The sequence below is a fragment of the Sorangium aterium genome (assembly GCF_028368935.1).
Taxonomy (GTDB): Bacteria; Myxococcota_A; Polyangia; order Polyangiales; family Polyangiaceae; genus Sorangium; species Sorangium atrum.
On the sequence record NZ_JAQNDK010000001.1, the window covers coordinates 2,775,152 to 2,796,086 of the forward strand.

Below are 20,935 nucleotides of genomic sequence, written 5' to 3' on the forward strand. Positions count from 1 at the left end.
TGCGGCGCGTTCACGCCGCCGCGGTCGACTTGACGATGTGGGCCACGAGCGCGTCCACCGATGCGAAGATCGGCCTCGCTTCGTCGCCCTCCGGGATGCGGACGCCGAAGCGCTCCTCCACGCTCATGGCGAGCTGGAGCGCGTCCAGCGAATCGAGGCCCAGCCCTGCGCCGAACAGCGGCGCGGCGTCGTCGATGTCGGCCGGCGTCTTCCCCTCGAGGTTCAACTCCTCGACCATGAGTTCTTTTAACTTCTGCCGCACGTCCTGCGCGTTCATGAGCACGTCCCTGCGGGGTAGCACAATTCCGCGCCTTTCCACCAGGGGGCAGCGCTTTTTCTGACGGTTTGGTAAAGAGCGCCCATGGCCCTCGTCGACTACGCCACCTCTGCAGGCGTCGCGCTGCTTACCCTCAATGATCCGCCGGTCAACGGCTACACCCACGAGATGATGAAGGACCTCGACGCGGCCATCCTCGAGGCCCGCTTCGACAACGATGTCCATGTCATCGTCATCACCGGGCACGGCGAAAAGTTCTTCTGCGCAGGAGCGAACATCAACATGCTCCGCGAGTCGGACCCGACGTTCAAATACTACTTCTGTCTCCACGCGAACGAGACGTTGAGCCGCCTCGAGCACACGCCGAAGCTCTGCATCGCCGCGCTGAACGGCCACACCGTGGGCGGTGGTCTCGAGATCGCGATGGCCTGTGATCTCCGCATCGCCCGCAAAGGCGCAGGCAAGGTCGGGCTCCCCGAGGTCACGCTGGGCGTCCTGCCAGGCACAGGAGGCACCCAGCGCCTCGCCAGGCTCATCGGTAAATCGCGGGCGATCCAGCTGATGTGCGAGGGGCAGACGTTCGATTTCGAGACAGCGCTCGCGGTTGGCCTGGTCAATGATGTCTGGGAGACGGCCTCCCATGACGAGTTCATGGACCGGATCCTCGCGTACAGCCACACGTTCACGCTCCCGGATCGCGCGGCGCTGGCGGTCGGGCGCATCAAGCGCGCCGTTCAGACAGGCTTCGAGGTAGGGCTCGAACAGGGGCTCGCCCTCGAACGAGAGCTCCAGGCCGAGCTGTTCGCGTCGGAGGACGCCCGCGAGGGGCTCGCCGCCTACATGGAGAAGCGGAAGCCGGTGTTCCAAGGCAAGTGAGCGCACGCCACACGTCGAGCCATGCGCTGCCTCGCCGTTCTTCTCCATGGGGTAGCCGGCACCGCGGTTGAGACCCCATGAATGTAATAATTATTACATTTTAAAGGACGACATCGGAGGGTTGGACGATTTTCAAATCAGCGGGGGCCGCTGCACGTAAGTTCAGGCATGCAACAGCTTGTTGAGCATGGGCCCTTGCTGGAGCGGCCCAGCTTCGAGACCGTGTACACTGTCGGGCTGTCGTTCCTCCGACAAGCGCTCCGCTGGCTCGGGGTGGCAGAGCGCGACATCGACGACGTCCTGCAAGACGTCATGCTCGCTGCGTATCACGCGCTGGATCGCTTCGATCCGAGGCGCTGCCCCGACGAGGCGCGCGCGGGACATCACCCCTGCGGGCACGCCCCAAGCTTGGAGCGCGGGGCGCCACAAACCGCGAGCCCGCTCGGCGAGCCCCTCAGGCGCTGGCTGTTCGGCATCGCCTGGCGACAGGTCGGCCATTATCGCGAGCGCGCCTACCGCCGCCGAGAGATCGCGGTCGGCGCCGGGGCGAGCTGGCCGTTCGAGCTCGCCGACCCCGGCTTGACCTCGGAACAGCTGCTCGCGCGCGAGCAAAGCGGCCAGCTCGTCGGCAGGCTGCTCGGCGCGATCGACACCGAGCGACGCGTGGTCTTGATCATGCACGATCTGCTCGATGTGACGACCGCCGACATCGCGCGCGACCTGGACGTGAACGAGAACACGGTGCGCAACCGCCTCCGGCTGGCCCGCGAAGACTTCCGCGTGGCGGTGAAGCGCATGAACGCCGAGGACCGACGCGCGCTCCACCATCCGTTGAGCCTCCCGGTCGCCGAGCGCTCCCGCGCGGCCGACGAAGAGTCGCTCATGAGCACGGCCAGGCTCATCCCCGAGGTGCCGGACGCACTCCGGCGCAGGATCTGGCTCGCGGTCATGCGCGCGATCGCCGAGGCGCACGCCGCCGGTCCGAGCGCACAGGCCTGCGCCGCGCCGGCCCCGTAGGCGACCACCGCACGCACAGAGAGGAGGCCGCCGCTACCGGGGCCCCGGGTCGGCCGCTCTCAGTGCTCCAGCATCCTGCCGTAGTGCTCGGCAAGCGCCGTCCCTCCCAGGCGGGAGAAGAAGGAGGAGTAGCATATCCAGATCGCCAGCCCGTTCATGTCGTCGAAGATCGGCGGGAGATACGGGGGCGGGCGGATGATCCCGTCCGTCACGTGCGCATGGAGGACAGGGACGTCCTCGTGCGCGACCTTCCCGACGAACAAGAATGGAATCAGCATCGCCCGATCGTGCTGAATGGCCGCGCGCATGAAGGCGTAGTTGAGGACGATCCCCTTGCAGTAGCAGGCGTCCTTGGTGAACGGCGCCCCTCCCGCGAGCACACCGCCGCGGAAGACGCGCCTGGCATTCTGGAAGCACTCGTCTTCTTCGTAACCTTCGGTGCGGTACCACTCGAACACGTCGAGGAACGAGGCCCCGTCCTCCGCCTTGTCCACCGCGAGGATGCGGTCGTTCAGCTTCTTCGCCCGACGCGGGGTGCTCCTGAAGGTGAGGATCTCCACCAGAACGGCGAGCCCTTCCTGAACCGCCGTGGTGCGCGGAGGCCCCTTCGCGAGCCAGCGCGCCACCGGTTGAGCTTGCCCGTTCAAGCTGGTCGCGACGTGCACCCACCCCTCGTGCGCCTCGAGGATGTCGACATCGCTCTTGGAGAACATCGCGCCGCTCCGGATCTTCACGTAGTCGCTGCCCGCAGCGGCGTCCGCGAGGAGCGAGTCGTCCACCTGGACGCGGATCGACGCGCCGCCGAAGAACCGGTCGAAGCGGGCGTTCAGCTCGAGCGCCGCCATCTCCGCCGTGATCTCGCGCTGCTGCGACGGGCCGAGCCGCTCTCCGCCGATGGCCGTCAGGAGGTCGTAGAGCACGAAGCCCATGTCCCGCACGCTCGTCTTTCCGTCCGGCAGCTTGTCCTTCGGGGACCCGTAGAGCTCGCGGGACAGCGCGTAGAACGCCTTCGTTCCCCGTCCGATGAGCATGCTCACGACCTTCCGGTACTCGTCCGCCGTCGCGCGGAGGATCTGCCCGAGCCGATCGCGCTTGCCGAGCTCCCGCTCGGCGTCGCGGAGGATCTCCTCGAGCTCGCGCTGCTTGGCCTCCGGGTCGAACCCCAGGTCGTCCGAGTAGGTGACCACCGGCAGCTCGCGCTGCTTCGAGCGGAGAAATTGCTCTTCGACGTCCGCCTCCCAGCGGAGCGCCTGGAGGATGCGGATCGGTCGCTGCGCGTCGAGCACGCGCTGGGCCAGCGTCGCGAGGATCTCCTTGTAGGAGCGCCACGGCCCCGCGACCGGCGGGAGCGGCGCGTGCGGGATCGGCCCGTCGTGCAAGCTCAGGGACTCGAGCGGCGCCGACGGCGCTTCACCGCTCGCCCCGCCGCCGTCCCCAGGGCCGCCCGGACCGCCGGTCGCGGCCGCTCCCGCGCCGTCCTCCGCCGCGCCAGCGCTGCTGCTGCGCGGCTCGTCCGCTGGCTCGCTCACCGTGAGCTCGCGCTGCGCCTCCACGTCCGCCCCTCTCCTCTCCCGGGCCTCAGAGCTCTGCGCCATTGCGATCGATTGCTAACACCGGCTCACCTGTCCGAGCAAACCTCCACGGGCCAGGACCCACGCCGCAGGGAGAGCCGGCTTCGCCGGGTCCTTGTCGGCATCGCGGCCTCGGGGTACGAGCCCTGCCCGTATGAGCGATCCCGAGCACAGGAATGACGCCGAGACGACCGCCGACGAGGAATCGACCGCCCTCTCGGATGCCGCGCTCCTCGAGCGCACGGCAGAGGGGGCCAGGCGGCTCCGCTCGGCGATCGCGGCGGCGGTGGTAGGGCAGGACGAGGTCGTCGAGGCCATGCTGATCACGCTCGCCGCGCGCGGGCATGCGCTGCTCGTCGGCGTCCCGGGGCTCGCCAAGACCCTGCTCGTGTCGTCGCTCGCGAGGGCGCTCGACCTGAGCTTCGGGCGCGTCCAGTTCACGCCCGACCTGCTGCCCGCCGACATCACGGGGACCGACGTGCTGCACGAGCAGCACGGGTCGAGGAGCCTGCGCTTCCAGCCCGGTCCCATCTTCCACAACCTCGTCCTCGCGGACGAGGTGAACCGGACCCCGCCGAAGACGCAGGCCGCCCTGCTCGAGGCGATGCAGGAGCGCAAGGTGACCGTCGGGACCACCACGCACGCCCTCCCCGACCCGTTCCAGGTGTTCGCGACGCGAAACCCGATCGAGCAGGAAGGAACCTACCCTCTACCGGAGGCGCAGCTCGACCGCTTCTTGCTGGAGATTCACGTCACCTACCCGAGCGAGGCCGAGGAGCGCGAGGTGGCGCGACGGACGACCTCGGGGAAGCCGCCGGCGATCGCGGCGGTGCTCAAGGCGCGAGAGGTGCTGGCGATCGGGCGCCTCGTCCCGAGGATCCCGGTGACCGACGAGGCCGTGGACCTCGCGGTGCGCCTCGCCAGGGCGACGCGGCCGGGGGCGGAGCGCGCAGCGCAGGAGGTCCGGGACTACGTGCGCTACGGCGCGGGGCCGCGGGGGAGCCAGGCGCTGGTGATCGCGGCCAAGGCGCGCGCCGCGCTCCGCGGCGAAGCAGCCGCAGACGTGGACGACGTGAGGGCGCTGCTGATCCCGGCGCTGCGGCACCGGATCGTGCTGTCGTACCGCGCCGAGGCGGACGGCGTCCGCGACGTCGACGTGCTGAGCGCCGTGGAGAGATCGGTGCGCTGAGCGGCGCCGTGGCGCGGACGCCCGTCGACGCCCATCACCGCGCGCGAGGCGCCTGTTGCTGCGCTTCCTTCACCGGCGTGACCGCCTTCATGGCCTTCAGATCCAACGCGAAGCGCAGCGTCCCCGGCCCGCGCCCGTCCCAGCTCACCGCGACGACGCCGCTCTTCTTCAGGCTCAGGCCAGCCCAGCCGCCATCGCCGAGCAGCGACGTCACCAGCGCCGACAACGAAGGCTCGTGCCCCACCAGCGCCAGCGGCTGATCCCCCTGGTGCTGCGAGAGCAGGCGAAGGATCTCGGCCGTGTCGCGTGAGGGAGAGAGCTCGGCGACCACCGACACCTCGTCGGTCAGCCCGGCGGCATCGGCGATGATCTCCGCGGTCTGCACCGCGCGCACGAGGGGGCTCGTCCAGATCGCCGCAGGACAACGGTCCTTCTGCTTCGCGAGCCATTTGGCGACACGCCGGGTCAGCTTGCGCCCCTTGCCCGTCAACCAGCGACCTGCGTCGCCGAGGTCCGGCGCGTCATCCACGGCATGGCCATGGCGAATGATCAGGATCTCCATGACCTGACCTTAGCCCGGACGAGCGTCAGCCGGGGAGCGCCGTGCGCGCGAAAGAGGCAGCGGCGCCGCCTCGACGCCTGTCAGAACTCGCACTGATGGGTCGCATCGTTGCAGTGCGACCCCGGCGCCACGAAGGGACAGATGCTCCCGCGGAAGCTCTCGCACGGGAAACCGCACGTGAACGTCGTGTGCGTGTAACAGAGCTGCCCCCCGTCGCAATCGGCGTCGGAGGCGCACCGGCAGTTGAAATCGTCAGGAAACCCGTTCCCGTTTTCATCAAGGCCGTTGCAGCACTCCGTCACGTAAACGTCGCTTGCGCTGCAGTCCTCGTCGGCGCAGTCCAGCGCGCCGTCGCAGTCGTTGTCGATCCCGTCGGTGCACGCGGCGGTCCCGAACTCGGGGCCAGGCGCGGCGCCCTTCGCGCAGCTCCGGCACGGGCCGAAGGTGGCGCAGCCGGGATCGGCGCAGTCGACGTAGTGATCGCCGTCGTTGTCGAGGTCGTCGTCACAGATCTCGCGCGGGTTCGGGGCGATCTCGACGTTGAGCACGAAGGGGCCCTCGTTCGGTCCGCTCGCGGGATCGATCGTGAAGCCGTCGAGGAAGACGAAGTAGGTGCCCGGGTACAGGATGCTGAAATCGAGCAGGGAGGCCTGCGCCCCGCCGCTGTCGTCGTCGCAGCCGATCTCCCGGCCGGAGTTGCAGACGCCTGTGCGGACGTAGAGCGCCGTGTCGAAGCCCGAGCCGCGCGAGTCGAGGTGCACGCGCGACGGCGCGGTGAGCACGAAGAAGAAGACCGCCTCGCCGGCGTCGCCGCCGCACTCACCCCGGGTCTCGCTCACGTGCCCGGTGGTGTCCCCCGTGTAGGTGCCAGTCCCAGGGATGCGCTTCGGCGACAGGCAGTTGGCCTGCTCGATCACGCACACCGGGCTGCTGGCGCAGTCCGGGTCCTGGCAGTCGACCAGGGCGTCGCCGTCGTCGTCGACGCGGTTGTTGCACCGCTCCGGCGTCGGCTCGCAGTTCGGCGCGAAGGCGCAGGCGCTGTCCGCGCAGTCCACGCGCTCGTCGCAGTTGTTGTCGACGCCGTCGTCGCAGACCTCCGGCACGCAGCGCTTGCAGGCCGGCGCGGAGATGCACTGCGGGTCCGCGCAGTCGACGCGCCCGTCGCAGTCGTTGTCGACGCCGTCCTCGCACCGCTCCGGCGAGCCGGGCGGCTCGCACGCGCAAGGGAAGATGCCGCGGCAGTCCGGATCGCCGCAGTCGACCAGGAGATCGCAGTCGTCATCCTCGCGGTTGTCGCAGCGCTCGCGCTGGGAGCTGCAGGCGCAAAGCGGCTCGGAGGCGCAGTCGGCGTCGTCGCAGTCGAAGGCGAGATCGCAGTCGTCATCGACGCCGTTGCCGCACTTCCCGGCCTCCGAGGTGGAGCAGCCGCAGGCCGGCGTTCCCGAGCAGTCCGCGTCGAAGCAGTCGACGATCGTGTCGCAGTCGTCGTCGACGCCGTTCTGACAGCGCTCGCCGGCAGGACTCGGGGTGCAGCCGCAGATCTCCCCCGTTGCGCACGCGGGATCGAAGCAGTCGCTCACGCCGTTGCAGTCGTTGTCCGCCGCGTCCGTGCAGATCTCCGGCGCGCCCGGGAAGACGGACGGGTTGAGGTCGTTGCAGTCGCTCCCGCCGCAGGACGTCGGGCCGACGCCGTCCCGATCGTCGTCGCGGGGACGATGGTCGCAGCGCCCGTCTGTGCAGTCGTCGCTCGTGCAGTCGTCGCCATCGTCACAGTCCGTGGGGGCGCCGCATGCGTCGAAGCCTCCGACGCCCCCGCCTCCGCTCGATGAGGTCGACATGCTGCCGCTCGTCGCGCCGCCGAAGCCGCCCCCACCAGCGCTGGCGCCCGAGAGGTCGGGGAGGCTCGTCCGGCCGCACGCTCCCGCCAGGACGCCGAGCGCCGCCCATGCGCCGAGCGCGAGGAGGTACCGTCGCATCCGGGAAGGCCGCGGAGGCGCCCCCTCGAACCACGCTGAAGAGCCCGGCTTCATCTCTCACCCTCTCGCACCGGCCGCACGGTGCCCGCGCTTCGGTCCACTTTACAAGCCCGAGTTTCCATGAAAGCAAGTTTTGATCCGTTGGTGCTGGCCGGTCGGTGGGGGCGTCGATCTCGAGGCACTTCCTCGCTCTGCGCGGCCTGGCCGAGCAGCTGCCAGGGCTGCTCACGAGCTGGCCTGCACGCCGAGCCGGCCGGATCGCGCCGCGGATCAGTTGCGGGTCGGAGCATCCGCGTGTAACGAGGGCCGGTGGGCGTGCAGCTCCAGATCGAGTACGAGCGGCCGCCTCCTGGCCTTCAGCGCGGGCGTTACCCTGCGCCACAATGGGTCATCCTGGGGATCGGCGCCGCGGTGGTGCTCATCGCAGCCGCCGTCCTGATCTGGCGAGCGCGGCGCGCCTTCAACGCGCGTGGGAGAGGCGGACCGCGCTCCTCGAGGCGAGGGTGACGGGAAACCAGGCGAGCACTTCAGGGGGAGGAGGAATGATCGACCGCAGTGCGATCGCTGGTTGACACCGAGCGGACCGGACCGGTAGGCACCATAGAGGGACGCGCACCCGGTCGGCCGATGTAGACCGCCGGCCGAGCGCGCGACGAGCCTGCAACAGTCGGGGCCCAGAGACGCGGCCCCAGTGAGGCCCTTTGGGTCCTGAAGAACACCGCGTAACCGCGGCGCGTGGATACATGGCACCGATCGAACGTGGCGTTGAGCTCGTGCATCGCGTGATCGCTCAACTGAAGAAGCGCCCTTCCAGCCATACCGCCGTGGGAGCGAGCCAGGCGGCTCTCGATGCGCTCGAGTCGAGGCTGATGGTCGAGCTGCCGCCCACGCTGCGGGCGTTCCTCGAGTTCGATTTCGCGCTCGATAGCCTGGGCCCGCGGTTCAAGGGGCGGCATCGCTTCGGCCAGGACCCGTCGGCGCCTCGACCGAAGCTCACCTCGGTCCGCAAGCTGGCCGAGGCGAAGACCGACCTCGGCTGGACCGAATCGCGGCTCCGGGCCAAGGTCGTGAGGCTGCCCAACCTCCCCGGTCAGCCATGGAACGCGCTCTACCTCGGGGAGGCCAGGCGGGACGGCGAGCTCGTCATCCTCGGCCTCGACAACGAGGACACGAACGTCCGGGTCTTCCCGCGCTACACGGCGTTCGACCTGTATCTCGCCGAGCAGTGCGGCCTCATCAAGCTGCGCGAATCGCAGCGGCTCGAGGACCTCGAGTCGCACGTGGCGCTCAACCCCGAGCTCGGGACCGCCGAAGAGGACGACGAGGGCGACACGGAGTATTGATCGCGCGGCCGCGACGCCCTCGCCCTGGCGCCGCTCGGCCGTGAACGACGTCCGTGACGAACGCGATGGCTGCCGGTGCAGGAGCGCTCCACTTCCGGTTCCAGGTGGACGACGGCGACCCTCGTGACCGGCTCGACAAGCTCGTCGTCCACCTGCTCGACCGCGCCGGCCATGCGGCCTCTCGCGCGGCGGTGCAGCGGTGGATCGCCGCCGGTCGGGTGCTCGTCGACGGGGTGCCGGCGCGCGCGTCGGTGGCGGTGCGCGCAGGCGCGCTCGTCGAGGTCCGCCCCGAAGAGCCGTCGCCCTCGCCCACGGCGGCCGAGCCCGACGTGGCCATCCCGGTGGTGTACGAGGACGAGCACCTGCTCGTCATCGACAAACCTGCAGGGCTCGTCGTGCACCCGGCCCGCGGCCACGAGTCCGGCACGCTGGTCAACGGGCTGCTCGCCCTGCCCGGTTTCGCCCTGGCGCCTGCCGATCCGCGCGATCCCATGGGCCACGTCCGCCCGGGGATCGTGCACAGGCTCGACCGAGGGACGAGCGGCCTGCTCGTCGTGGCGAAGGACGAGCCCACCCGCGAGGCGCTGAAAGATCGGTTCGCAAGGCACGCGATCGAGCGCGAGTACGCCGCGATCGTCGCCGGCGAGGCGCGAGACGCCACCTACGACACGCTCCACGGCCGGCACCCGACCGACAGGCTCCGGTTCACGTCGTGGATCCGCGGCGGCGCAGGCGCGCCCGGCTCCGGAGCCGGCGCGCCCGGCTCACGCGTCGCCGCGCCGCGCCGCGCCGTGACGCACGTCCGCGTGCTCGAGAGGCTCGGCGACGCGGCGACCGTCGTCGCGTGCTCGCTCGAGACGGGCCGCACCCACCAGATCCGGGTGCACCTCGCCGAGCGCGGCAGGACGCCGGTCCTCGGAGACCCCCTCTACGGCAAGCCGCCGAAGAAGCCGGCGATACGGGCGATCGCGGAGGAGCTGGGGCGGCAAGCCCTCCACGCGCGCGTGCTCGGGTTCATCCACCCCGCCACGCAGAAGCCCGTGCGCTGGGAGAGCGCGCTGCCAGCGGACATGCGCAAGGCGCTCGACCAGCTGCGGGCGCTCGCTACCAGATCTTCGATTTGATGTGGCCCTTGGACTTGATCAGGATGTCGACGAGGGCGCGGTCGTAGAAGTTCTTCTGGTAGAGGTCCGGCGAGACGCGGCTCTTGTAGAGGGCGCGCCCTTCCTCGATCTCTTCGGACAAGACCGTGAAGAGGTCATCCTGCTGGATGCCCTGCACGATCTTCTCCTCGTTGTAGAGCGAGAGATCGCTCGCGATGGCGCGCGCGAGGCGGCGCGCCGCCTCTTCCGTTTCAATCAAGGGCATCCGTCTCTCCTCCAGGTTCACCAGCCGGGGGCACGCGCTCCCGAGCCGACGGGGGCCTAGGATGCAGCAGCCCAGGCGGCGCTGTCAAAGTAGCTCGTCGTCCGACGACCCGCCCCCGGACCCGCGCGGCTGCGCGAGGGGCGCGGCGGGCATGTGGGTGGTCGCTCCGGGCGCGCCGGCGGCAGGCCGATCCGCTTCCTGGCGCGCCGCGGCGAGGGCGGCGAGCCCCGAGAGGAGAGGGAACGCGACCAGCGCGTAACGCCCGGCACCGAAGAACACGGCGTGCGTCGCCGCGGTCGCAGCGAGGACGGCGAGCGCTGCGCCCACGAGAACCGGCGCCCGGAGGAGCGCGCGGCCCTTGAGCAGCGCGAGGCCGAGGAGCGCGATGTAGCCCACCCATGCATGGATGTGCAGCGCGGCGACGACCCCCAGCGCGAACAGCGCGAGCCGAGCGATGTCCAGCGCGCGCTGCGCGAGCGAGGGGCGGCGAGCTGCGCCGGGCGCCTGCGCGGGCCTGCGCGCTGCCCACACGAGCGCGGCGAGGAGGACGACGCGCTCGAAGACGGTCTCGACGGCGCCGAGCGCGACCTTGTGGGCCTCGCTGAACGCCGACGGGTTCGAAGCGTGGAGGTACCACCCGGCCGCGCCGCAGTAGTCGAGCGTCGCCGCGAGCTTCCTGGGCACGAGCCCGAGCCATTCGCCCGGGTGCTCCGCGATGTACCGGCGCGCCTCGCGGCCGAAGCAGGCGTCCTTGCCGGCTTCATCGAAGACCTCGCGGCACGCCTCGGGTACCTGGACCGGCGCCCAGGCGCCGGTGGACGCCGGGTCCGCTCCGATGAGGAGATTCCATCCGCCGTTCACGCTGACCAGAGCGCACTGGTTCATCCGCAAGCAGTTGCGCGCGGTCCACGGCGCGCACACGAGGAGCGCCGCGATGACGGTCAGCAGGACGGGCGCCGCGCGCGCGACAAACGGCGAGAGGAGCCGGGGACCGCCCGCAGGCGGAGAGCCCGAGAGGGCGAGGCCGGCAAACAGAGGCGCGAGCAGGAGCGCCTGCGGGCGGACGAGGGTGGCGGCGCCAAGGAGCAGCCCGATGACGGCGAACGGGGCCAGCGCGGGGCGGCGCTCCCGCGCCCTCGCGGACGCCCACGCCGCGCAGGCGACCAGCGAACCGGTGACGCCCTCGGTCATGAGCGCCGGGGTATATGCGACGAGCCCGGGGTGGAGGGCGACGAGCCCACCGGAGAGCGCCGGCACGGCGCGCGAGCGCGGCGCAGCGCGGGCCGCCAGGCGATGGACGGCGAGCGCCGCGAGCGCGCCGAGCACGGCGTTCAGCAGCATCGCGACCGCGGGGTGTGTGCCGAGCAGCGCGTACAGCGCGCCGACCGCGCCCGGATAGCCCACCGGGTAGTGCGCGGCGTACGTGACGACGCCGTCCGGCCATAGCCACGTGTAGCCGAGCCCCGCCGCGATCCGCTCGGCGATGCGCTGGTAGTACGTCCCGTCGGCGGTGGGCGGGAAGCGCTCGGCCGCCCAGAGGACGACGGCGAGCCGCGCGGCGAGGGCGAGCGCGAAGATCGTGCCCGCGTCGCGCCGACGCGCGACGACCGAGGCGCCGCCGCTCATGACGAGCGCGCGAGCGGCAGCGGGAAGCGCGCGAGCAAGCCGGTGGCCCGCAGCGCAGCGACGACCTCGCACGCGGGCAGACCGACGACGTTCGAATAGGAGCCGTCGATGCGCGCGACGGCGAACGCGCCGATGCCCTGAATCGCGTAGGCGCCGGCCTTGTCGAGCCCCTCGCCGGTCGCCGCGTACGACGCCACCTCGTCGTCGTCGAGCCCGCGGAAGCGCACCCGCGTGACGACCGTCTCGGCGTGGAGCGCCTCGGCGGGGCCCGCGACGGATGCCGTCGCGACGTCGGCCCGATCGCCGTCGGCGATCGCGAACCGCGTCCAGACCTGGTGCTCGCGGCCCGAGAGGGCGCGGAGCATGGCGCGCGCGTCGCCCTCGTCCCGCGGCTTGCCGAGGATGGAATCGCCGAGGATGACCGACGTGTCGGCGACGAGGATCGCGCCGGCCCCGGCCGCCTGGCGCAGGCGCCGCGCGGCCGCGAGCTTCGCCAGGGTGACGCGCTCCAGGTAGGCAGCGGCGTCCTCGCCGGCGCGCCCCGCCTCGTCGACCTCGGCTGCCGCGACGCGGAGAGGCAGGCCGAGCGTAGTCAGGATCTCTCGCCGGCGCGGCGAGCCGGAGCCGAGCAGGAGCGGGTGCGAGTCATCGATCATGATCGTGCGGACGCCGGCGGCGCCGGCCCCGGCCGGGCGTGGTCCTAGCACGGCGCGAACGCGACCGCGGAGCACGACGCAATCCGACGCAAACCGAGCCCCGGACGCCAGCGGATCGCGACGCGTCGATTGCTCTTTTGACTCTCCCCCCGGCAGTAGTAGAGGGTCGGGCGCGATGCGCGCCAACCGGAGGGTGCCTGCACGATCGAGCCTCCCGCTGCTGGTGGTGTCCGGGGTCTTCACGGCAGCCCTCCTTCTTCCGGCGCCGGCGCGCGCGGACGAGTGCGCGCCGGCCAGCGGGCTGTCGGGCTGTATCGACGCCGACAACCTCTGGCCTCACGCAGGCGGCGGCCCCTTCTTCGCCGTGGGGAGCACAGGGACGGCTCCGGACGCGAAGGCCTCGTTCGGCCTCGTGGCGAGCTACCTGTCGCGGCCAGTGGGCCTGCGCACCGACTCGCCCGACCCCGAGGGGACGGTCATCCATGCGCTGGACAACATGGTCGACGCGACCTTCCTGGCGTCGTTCGGGCTCACCGATCGCCTGGAGGTGACGGTCGCCGCCCCCGTCACCCTGTACCAGGACGGTGCAGGCTTCTCCGACGTCCTCGGCACCGACACGGAGCTCCAGCGCAGCGTGATGCGCGACGCGCGCCTGGGCGCCGCGTTCGCGATCTTGCCGCCGGCCCAGCGTGGTCCGCTCGACGGCTTCTCGCTGGCAGCGCGCCTCGATCTGGGTCTGCCCACCGGCGACGGGTCGGTGTTCGCCAGCGCCGGGACCGTCACGCTCGCGCCGAGCGTCACCGCGGCGTACCGGCTCGGCAAGCTCCTGCTCGCGGCCGAGGTCGGGGCCCGGCTCCGTGGATCGAGCACGCTGATCGATACCGAGGTCGGCCCACAGCTCCTCGGCGCCCTCGGCGCCTCGGTCGATGTGCTCCCGGACCGCTGGCTCGCGGCGTCCGCGGAGGCGTTCGCCCTCTACACGCTCGCCGAGCAGCCCGCCGGAGCCCCGCCGCTGGTGCCGGCGGAGTGGATCCTCTCGGCCACGAGCGCCCCGCTGCTCGCAGGCGACGTCTCGCTGTCCGTGGGCGGCGGCAGCGCCATCCCGTTCGCCTCCGACGGCGCGCTCACCGCGCCGCGCTTCCGGTTCAACCTGGGGCTCCGCTATGCGCCGACGGGGCGCGATGCAGACGCCGACGGCGTCCTGGATCGCGACGACGAGTGCCCGCTCGCCGCGGAGGATCGCGACGGCTTTCGGGACGGCGACGGCTGCCCCGATCCAGACAACGACGGCGATCGGATCCCCGACGGTCGCGACAGGTGCCGGGACGAGCCCGAGACGATCGACGGCTTCCAGGACAGCGATGGCTGCCCTGATGCGGACGACGACAGCGACGGCGTCCCGGACGACGCTGACGCCTGCCGGAACGCCGCCGAGGACCGCGACGGCTTCCAGGACAGCGACGGCTGCCCCGATCCCGACAACGATGGCGACGGGATCCTGGATGCGAGCGACACGTGCCCCATGGGCGCGGAAGACGTCGACGGCTTCAAGGACGACGACGGCTGCCCGGATCCCGACAACGACATCGACCAGGTCCCTGACGCCAGCGACCAGTGCCCGAACAGCGCCGAGGATCGCGACGGCTTCCAGGACGACGACGGCTGCCCCGAGCGCGACAACGACGAGGACGGCGTGGCCGACGCGGCCGACGCATGCCCCGTGACCGCCGAGACGATCGACGGCACGAACGACGCCGACGGCTGCCCTGAGCCGGGCGGCAGGTCCTTGCCGCGGTGGTCCGGCGATCAGGTCGTCCTCGACGGCCTGGTCCGCTTCCCGGCGGCGAGCGCCCGCGTGCCGCCAGCCCTCGCGGCGCAGCTCGGCATGATCGCGCAGCTCATGCGCGGGCGCATGCCCCTCGACATCGTCATCGTGGAGGCCTACGCCGATCGTCAGGGCGATCAGTCCGCGCGCGCCATCGAGCTCGCGGGCGCGCGCGCGAGCGCCGTCAAGGATCTCCTTGCAAACGCGGGCTTGCCGGCGGACCGGATCACGGCCGCCGCCGGCGACCCATCAGCCAAGCGCGCGCCTGGCGCGCCCCAGATCGAGGTGACGGCGACCCGTGCTCGGCGCTCTGAAAGAGCCCCGGGTGCTCCGGGCGCCGCCCCCTCGACGACCGGAGAAAAGAAACAGCGATGAATGTCCTCGAGGCACGCCGTGCCCGCCATTTGATCATCCGCCTCGACCGGGGCGAGGAGCTCCCCGCAGCGCTGGTGCGCGCCCTCGATGAGGCTGAGGCGCGCGCCGGCTGGATCGAGGGGGTAGGCTCGCTCGAGAAGGCCGAAGTGGCGCTGTTCGATCAAGCTTCCCGCACCTACGCGAAGACGCGCGTACTCGACGGCCCGTGCGACGTGGTGGCGCTCTCTGGGAACATCGCGCTCCAGCAGGGCGAGACCTCGCTTCGGCTGTCGGCCACGCTCGCCCGCGAGTCGGGCGTCGGCCTCCAGCTCGCCGCCGGCGAGCTCGTCTGGGCGCGCGTCTACGGGCTCGAGCTCCGCGTCACGGCGTTCGACGATCTGCCCCTGGTGCGGGTGTTCGACGATCGAACGGGCACGATGCAGCTAGCAACCCAGTCGTCGGCCCTCCCCGCGCTCGCGGGCGAGCCACCCCGCCTGGCGCCTCCGGTGCACGCCGCGGAGCTGCCGCGCGCGACGCCTCCGGCGCCCGCCGCGGAGCCGCCGCGCGCGACGCCTCCGGCGCCCGCCGCGGAGCCGCCGCGCGCGACGCCCCCGGCGCCCGCCGCGGAGCCGCCGCGCGCGGCCTCATCGGGCTCCGCGGAGCTCGCCGCCGCCCCGCTACCGCAGCGCCCGACCCGTCCTCGCCAGGAGGACGAGCCCTATCCGGAAGTGGGCGACAACGTGACCCACTTTCACTTCGGCGACTGTATTGTGATCAGCTCGGATGGCGAGCGGATCCGCCTCCGCCAGGAGCGCGACGGCCGCGTGCGCGAGGTCTCGCTGACGATGCTCCGCATCGAGCCTCCCACCGTCGACGCGGCGACAGGCAAGAAGCAGTTCCGCCTCGCACGGAAGAACTGAGAGCGACAGCGCCCGCGCCACCTCGGTCGGGAGGTGGCAGACGGCGCCTCGGCGCTCAGAAGACGCGCTGGGCGATGTGGATCGAGTCCCCTGCCTGGAGCGGCACATCGGGGATCTTGTTGTCGATGATGTCCTCGACCGAGACGGTGGCAAACACCGTCTTGCCCTGAGACTTCCTGCGGATCGTGACCCGATCCTTGTCCGCGATGCTGTTGAACCCTCCCGCCATCGAGATGGCGCGGAGCAGCGTCATGCCGGGCTGGAGCGGCAGGGATCCGGGTTTCTGCACCTCGCCGAGCACCTCGACCCGCTTCGAGTTGTACTCTTTGATGCTCACGCTCACGCTGGGATCGGTGAGGATCTGCCCCTCCATGAGCTTCGCCCGCACGAGCTCCGCGACTTCCTGAGGCTCGAGGCCCGACACCTTGAGCCGCTTCACATAGGGGAAGTCGACGGTGCCATCCGGCGCGACGGTGAACGTCGAGGGGAGCTTGTCTTCTCCGACGATGCGGAGGTCGAACACGTCGCCGACCCCGATGGTCGTCGCCTCCACCGGCGGAGGCAGGTTCACTGGCTGGGGCTTTCGCGCTGAGCACGCAGCGAGGGCCAGCGCGAGCACGGCGGCGGTCCACCGACCAGGACGCCGCATCACATGAACCAGCGCACGCCCAGGTAGGCTTCGAACTGCTGCCATCCGAGGTAGTTCGGCGTCGCCTCGCCGGGAGGCAGCAGAGATGTGCTGCTGATGTTGTTGCCGTAACGCAGCGTCGAGTTGATCCCCAGCGAGTCCCCTATCCGGTACTCGCCGAAGAGAGACGCGTCGACGCGGACGTCTGTCCAGGCATCCGCAGACGTGGAGTTTGCCCCGTTCCCCGGAATCGCGGGATACACATGGGCCGCCACGCCGCCGTCGGCGATCAGCAGAAAGCGCCCGCCGAAGAAGTAGGTCAGCTTGAGGTAACCGCGATCGCGCTCGTAGTAGCTCGCGAGATAGCTGTCGTGGAAATCGCGCGTGAAGCCGGCCGACAGCGACGACAGCGCGAGCGTCGCCGCCTCGGGATCGGCCGACGGGTTCGGCGTCAGGTACCACTTCAGCTCGAGCTGACCGATGACGCTGTCGAAGTCGTGCACCTCGGCCTGCCTGTCTGACGTGTAGAAGCTCGCGCCCCAGCCCGCCATCGCGAGGAGGCCAAATGACGACGTCACGAGGCCGTTGATGCCGAGCTGCGCGCGCAGGGGATGAGACGAGAGCTGCGCAGCCGGATTCGGGTAGTTCACGAACCCGAGCGACGCGTCGTAGATGAGCGCGGTGCGGGGCAAGAAGCGCCAGCGACCCCGCGTCCGGATCGTGTGGTGCAAGTTCGTCAGGCTGTCGAACTCATCGACCTCGAAGAACGTGCCCAGGAAGCGATAGCCGAGCCGCCAGTCGAGCAGCCCGCCGCCCGGCGTCCACACCAGCTCCGCCCCCGCGTCGGCGTGGAGGCGCCGAAAGCTCTGGTTGGAAATCCCGAGATCCGAAGAGGCGATGGTCCGGCCGAGCGACGCGTCGAGGATCCCGGACCAGGGGCGTCGGGGCAAGATCGTCAGCTTGGCGTCGAGCAGGCCGCCGATGTTCCGCTGATCGCTCAGCCGCTCCCGTCCTACCTCGTTGCCGGATACCGGGAAGAACTCTTCATAGGTCGCGGCGATGCCGGCGCGAAACTCGACGTCTGGCGGCGACGCGTCGGGCGTCACCTCCTGGCGCTGCTGGCTCAGCGTCGAGAGCGAAAACGACGGTGTGATCCGGAGCCGCAACGAGCCGACAGGCCCGATATCACCCCGGCTGGCGTCGTCTTTCTCGTCTCGGCGGAAGAAGTTGGAGTCATAGCCGAACTCCGCAGCCACCCCGGGATGCAGCTCGAGATCTCCGGTGCGTATCCCGATGCCCTCGGTGTAGCGCCGATCCTTGAGCCACGGCTGATCCTGCGCCAGGGCCAACGCCGGGGACAGAGTGAGTGTGACTGCAGCAGCGGCTATGGTTTCACGAAGTTTCATCGCCTATTGGGCAGTGGCAATCCGAGAGAGGCGGTCGCCTACCGAAAACAGCTACTGCACGCAGGCGGCTCGATGATGATCTGGCTGACGGGATACTCGGAAGGATCGTCCTTGGGGAGGTTCGGATCGATCGTGGCCGTCACGGCGCTATCGCCGATAAAGCCTGCTTCCTGTCCGATGCACTGGTTGGCCTCAGCCGTCAGTTGCTCGGTCCGCTGTCGCAGCACCGTCAGGATCGTGAACTCATGGTTGGAGAGATCGACGTCACGCCGATTCACGGCGAGCTCCAGGCCCTGCCGCCGCTCGCGCGCGGAGCGGATGGCGACGTCGATCTGATTCAGCTTGTCGTCAAGACAGAGCGTCTTCACGACGTCGCGCTGCGACCGGGCCGTCTCCAGCTGGCGACGAACCGACGTGCGGGCGCCGTCCATCCGGGCGAGGTAGGTCTCGCTCTGCGCGAGCTGCTCCGCAGGCGAGAGCGTCACCTGCCGCGCGAGGCCGGCGGAGGCGTCCGGCGGAGGCGCCGTCTGCGCCTGCGCAGCGGCGATCCCGTGGCCGATCACGACCGAGATCAGCGCCACTGCGGCGAAGCCAGGGATCTGTTCACGCTTCATCGAAGCCTCCGGAAGTCAGACCCGCGCAGTATAGGTGCGGGCAGACGTAATTGTCAAAACGCAATGAACATGCCGAGCAGCAGCGCGCGTCCGTCGGGAGCACCCGTACGGCGCTCTTCCCGTTTCGATGCGCGACATCACCACGCCATTCACGTTCAAGCGAGGAGAGAGGATTGCGTCTTGTCCACGGATCCGGGAAGCATCGGGGGCTATTGGCTCACGAAAGTGACAGGAATCACAACCGTCGCGCCGCCGCCCTCGGGCGGCGCAAACTGCGCGCTCTGGACGCGCGCGACGACGCACGAGACCACCGTGCCGGACAGCCCGCCGCCGCCGGAGGGGGTCGCCGAGAGCACCTCGCCGTTGGGGCCGATCTTCGCGGTGATCCGGACCGAGCCCTTCATGCTCGGGTCCTCTTGAAGACCTTTGTTGTAGCAACGACGGAAGCCGGCGGTCATCCCGGCCACGACGGAGGGCGCGTTCGAGACGCTCCCGCCGGAGACCGCGGCGCCGCCCACCTGGGCGTTGCCGACCGGCCCCTTGACCGTCTGTGCCGAGCCGGCCGTCGCAGGGCCGCTGGTCCCGGTGTTGCCAATCGTGGCGAGGCCACCACCGCCGGCCGCGCCAGGTCGCACAGTGCCACCCCCGGCGCCGCCCATGTTCAATCCCGCCACACCGCCCTTGCCGACGCCGGCCCCTGAGGCGGCCGCATTCTCGAGCAAGCCGGTGGGCACGTCGCCCGAGCTCAGGACGCTGGCGGTCGCGTTCCCGCTCGAGTTGAGCGCGCCCAGCATCTGCATGTCGAGCTGCGCGAGCTCGTTGGTGAGCGCCGACGCGCGGGCGTCGTTCATCCCGCCAGAGCCCTTCCCCGGGCTGGCAGCCGCCGCGCCCTTGTTCCCTCCGCCGGCGGCCTTCGGCGCTTCGGCAGCAGGCGCCGCCGTCGCGGCCGGCGTCTCGGCGTCCTCCTTCGGCGGCAGCTCCACCGGCGGCGGGGGCAGCTGCTTCACGGACTCGAGCAGCTGCGCGACGTCGAGCTCATCGTCGACCACCGGGTCCATCCAGTCCGAGTAGATCGACCCCACGGCGCCGAAGTGGAACAGGAACGAGAACGCGGCGATGATCGTGGTCGTCCAGTCGATGTCGTTCGCGATCCCCGACCTCACCGAGACGGGCAGCTGCGGCTTGGGCTGTACCGGCGGCGGCGCGACGAACTGGAAGAGGAACGTCGTCTCCCCCACGACGAGCTTGCCGCGCGCCTCCTCGGTGAGCTGGACCTGGTAGGCCTGGACATTGCCGACCGCCACACGCTTGGCGGATGACTTGAGCGCGGAGAGCTCGGAGACGCCGGCCTTGAAGGCGACCCGACCGGTCATCCCGTCCAGGAAGTTGAGGAAGTACTCGCCCCCCACGAGCTCGAACACCCGGAAATTCGGCGGGATGTTCTTGCTCGGGATGACGAACATGCTCTTTTCGCTGGGGCCGATGGTGACGTGGGTGCGCTGCTTGATGACGCGCTCCTCGATCACCTTTCCCCCCTGAACCAGGCCGATCCTGAGGACCTTCGGGCCGGTCACCGGTGCGACCGCCCGCATGACCGCGGTCATCTGCCCGGGCTGCCCGGGGCGCGACGGGGTGGGTTGCGGGTGCTGCTGGGTCATTCCAAAGGGCTCCGGGAGAGGGGGGACGAAGCGGGCGCCGATCGCGATCGCGCGCCGCTGGCGGGGCCGCGCCCCGGGGCCCGGCAGGCCCCGGGCCCGGATCCGCGAGCGACGCGCCGCGCAGCGGAGGGCACCATAATTTGCGAGGGTACACGGACATCTCGGGGCGGTCCAGGAGAGCGCGCCGCGCTCACCTGGGCGCCCGTCGAGAGCGTCGAGGTGTTCCGGAAGGGGCCCCTGGGCCCCCGACGCCATCGGCGTCATCGGCGCTATCGGCGCCATCGAGTGGTTCCAGGGCGATCCGTACGAGCGCGTCGATCGCCTCGCGCCCTCGCGCGGCGGCGGCGCGGCCGGCCCGCCCAGCGGCCGCGGACGCGATCGCGCCGGCGCCCCCCGCGCCCAAAACGAGCGCGAGGACCGAGGGCCCGGCCTGCGCGAGGTACGAGAGCGTGGCCAGGAGCAGCGCGGCGAGCGCCGACAGGCGCGCCGCCGCGCGCGGCCACCCCGCGCCGACGTCGAGCCGCTGCTCGACCTCGGCGAGGAGCTCGTTCGCCGCCGCGATCTTCGCGCGCGGGTCGGCGGCGGCCATGACCTCGATCGCGAGGCGGCGCTCCCAGCTCTCCGGCGGCGACCGCCTCGCGAGCTCCGCCAGCCGCGCCTCGCCGGGCAGCGCGCGGAGCGAGCGCGCGAGCGACATCAGGTCGCCGCCGGTCACGCGCGCGACCTGCGCAGGGTGCTTCCACGAGATCGCGGCGCAGGCGGCGCTCGACGCGATCGACAGCGCGCTCAAGAGCAGGGCGACGGCGGACACGCCCCCCGCCTAGAACGGCTCCTTGAAGATCGCCTGCTCGATGCGGTCCAGGAACGGCTGACGCAGCTCGGCGAGCGTGAGCTTCGGCTGGATCCGGCTGACGTCGACGGCCGCGATCGGCTTCTGGATGCGGCCCGTGATCGTCACCTCCGCGAGCGTGATGACCCCGCGCTGCTTGCCCTTCTCCTGCGCGCTCGCCGGCGCGCCGTGGCCGAGGATCGCGAGCAGGACCGAACCCAGCGCAAGTGCCTTGTACAT

Annotated in this window: 20 protein-coding genes; 7 read left to right on the forward strand and 13 right to left on the reverse strand. The window is 70.8% G+C overall.

The features are described from left to right. Positions 1-10 precede the first annotated feature (10 nt). On the reverse strand, positions 11-301 hold the full coding sequence (locus POL72_RS10120; RefSeq protein ID WP_272094852.1) for a phosphopantetheine-binding protein: 291 nt from the start codon (positions 299-301) through the stop codon (positions 11-13). A 60-nt stretch (positions 302-361) separates the two neighbouring features. Here POL72_RS10120 and POL72_RS10125 point away from each other — a divergent pair, with 60 nt between their 5' ends. Beyond that, positions 362-1,153, forward strand: a complete 792-nt coding sequence (locus POL72_RS10125; protein WP_272094854.1) for an enoyl-CoA hydratase/isomerase family protein — start codon at positions 362-364, stop codon at positions 1,151-1,153. A gap of 168 nt (positions 1,154-1,321) precedes the next feature. Then, entirely contained in the window at positions 1,322-2,170 is an 849-nt protein-coding gene (locus POL72_RS10130) for an RNA polymerase sigma factor (protein WP_272094855.1), read from the forward strand. Positions 2,171-2,229: 59 nt separating this feature from the next. Here the strand turns inward: POL72_RS10130 and POL72_RS10135 are convergent, their stop codons facing one another. Then, complete coding sequence (locus POL72_RS10135) at positions 2,230-3,765, reverse strand: peptidase MATCAP family protein (protein WP_272094856.1); 1,536 nt, start codon at positions 3,763-3,765, stop codon at positions 2,230-2,232. Between the two features lie 130 nt (positions 3,766-3,895). Here POL72_RS10135 and POL72_RS10140 point away from each other — a divergent pair, with 130 nt between their 5' ends. Continuing rightward, a complete protein-coding gene (locus tag POL72_RS10140; protein ID WP_272094857.1) occupies positions 3,896-4,930 on the forward strand; it encodes an AAA family ATPase in 1,035 nt (344 codons plus the stop codon). A 34-nt stretch (positions 4,931-4,964) separates the two neighbouring features. Here the strand turns inward: POL72_RS10140 and sixA are convergent, their stop codons facing one another. Beyond that, the gene (sixA, locus tag POL72_RS10145) at positions 4,965-5,492 is read right to left on the reverse strand and encodes a phosphohistidine phosphatase SixA (protein ID WP_272094858.1); all 528 of its coding nucleotides are present in this window, start codon (positions 5,490-5,492) and stop codon (positions 4,965-4,967) included. Between the two features lie 80 nt (positions 5,493-5,572). Continuing rightward, positions 5,573-7,468: a MopE-related protein gene (locus POL72_RS10150; protein WP_272094860.1), complete on the reverse strand. Its 1,896-nt coding sequence runs from the start codon at positions 7,466-7,468 to the stop codon at positions 5,573-5,575. Between the two features lie 782 nt (positions 7,469-8,250). On the opposite strand from POL72_RS10150, the gene POL72_RS10155 reads away from it, so the two are divergent. Continuing rightward, positions 8,251-8,811, forward strand: a complete 561-nt coding sequence (locus tag POL72_RS10155) for an SMI1/KNR4 family protein (RefSeq protein ID WP_272094861.1) — start codon at positions 8,251-8,253, stop codon at positions 8,809-8,811. A gap of 53 nt (positions 8,812-8,864) precedes the next feature. Next, entirely contained in the window at positions 8,865-9,935 is a 1,071-nt protein-coding gene (locus tag POL72_RS10160; protein ID WP_272094862.1) for an RluA family pseudouridine synthase, read from the forward strand. On the opposite strand, the gene POL72_RS10165 is transcribed toward POL72_RS10160, so the two are convergent. The 3 genes from POL72_RS10165 to POL72_RS10175 all read right to left on the reverse strand — a co-directional run bounded on the left by POL72_RS10165 (position 9,916) and on the right by POL72_RS10175 (position 12,461). Next, entirely contained in the window at positions 9,916-10,179 is a 264-nt protein-coding gene (locus POL72_RS10165; RefSeq protein ID WP_012238561.1) for a hypothetical protein, read from the reverse strand. The two genes, POL72_RS10160 and POL72_RS10165, sit on opposite strands and share 20 nt — an antisense overlap. 84 nt (positions 10,180-10,263) lie before the next feature. Beyond that, positions 10,264-11,805, reverse strand: coding sequence for a hypothetical protein (locus tag POL72_RS10170; RefSeq protein ID WP_272094865.1), 1,542 nt, complete (start codon positions 11,803-11,805; stop codon positions 10,264-10,266). Then, entirely contained in the window at positions 11,802-12,461 is a 660-nt protein-coding gene (locus POL72_RS10175; protein ID WP_272094866.1) for a Maf family protein, read from the reverse strand. Before POL72_RS10175 ends, POL72_RS10170 begins: the two co-directional genes overlap by 4 nt. A 175-nt stretch (positions 12,462-12,636) precedes the next feature. Here POL72_RS10175 and POL72_RS10180 point away from each other — a divergent pair, with 175 nt between their 5' ends. Together POL72_RS10180 and POL72_RS10185 are read left to right on the forward strand one after the other, a co-directional pair. Next, a complete protein-coding gene (locus tag POL72_RS10180) occupies positions 12,637-14,661 on the forward strand; it encodes an OmpA family protein (RefSeq protein ID WP_272094867.1) in 2,025 nt (674 codons plus the stop codon). Then, positions 14,658-15,560 (forward strand): PPC domain-containing DNA-binding protein, encoded by a 903-nt coding sequence (locus POL72_RS10185; RefSeq protein ID WP_272094868.1) that lies wholly within the window; start codon positions 14,658-14,660, stop codon positions 15,558-15,560. Before POL72_RS10180 ends, POL72_RS10185 begins: the two co-directional genes overlap by 4 nt. A 55-nt stretch (positions 15,561-15,615) precedes the next feature. Here the strand turns inward: POL72_RS10185 and POL72_RS10190 are convergent, their stop codons facing one another. From POL72_RS10190 to POL72_RS10215, 6 genes are all read right to left on the reverse strand, one after another. After that, the gene (locus POL72_RS10190) at positions 15,616-16,131 is read right to left on the reverse strand and encodes a polysaccharide biosynthesis/export family protein (RefSeq protein WP_272094869.1); all 516 of its coding nucleotides are present in this window, start codon (positions 16,129-16,131) and stop codon (positions 15,616-15,618) included. A gap of 77 nt (positions 16,132-16,208) precedes the next feature. After that, positions 16,209-17,537: a hypothetical protein gene (locus POL72_RS10195; protein WP_272094870.1), complete on the reverse strand. Its 1,329-nt coding sequence runs from the start codon at positions 17,535-17,537 to the stop codon at positions 16,209-16,211. 95 nt (positions 17,538-17,632) lie between these two features. After that, the gene (locus POL72_RS10200; protein WP_272094871.1) at positions 17,633-18,208 is read right to left on the reverse strand and encodes a hypothetical protein; all 576 of its coding nucleotides are present in this window, start codon (positions 18,206-18,208) and stop codon (positions 17,633-17,635) included. A gap of 209 nt (positions 18,209-18,417) precedes the next feature. Further along, the gene (locus tag POL72_RS10205; RefSeq protein ID WP_272094872.1) at positions 18,418-19,866 is read right to left on the reverse strand and encodes an AgmX/PglI C-terminal domain-containing protein; all 1,449 of its coding nucleotides are present in this window, start codon (positions 19,864-19,866) and stop codon (positions 18,418-18,420) included. Between the two features lie 190 nt (positions 19,867-20,056). After that, a complete protein-coding gene (locus tag POL72_RS10210; RefSeq protein ID WP_272094873.1) occupies positions 20,057-20,677 on the reverse strand; it encodes a hypothetical protein in 621 nt (206 codons plus the stop codon). A gap of 9 nt (positions 20,678-20,686) precedes the next feature. Further along, positions 20,687-20,935, reverse strand: a complete 249-nt coding sequence (locus tag POL72_RS10215) for a hypothetical protein (protein WP_012238571.1) — start codon at positions 20,933-20,935, stop codon at positions 20,687-20,689.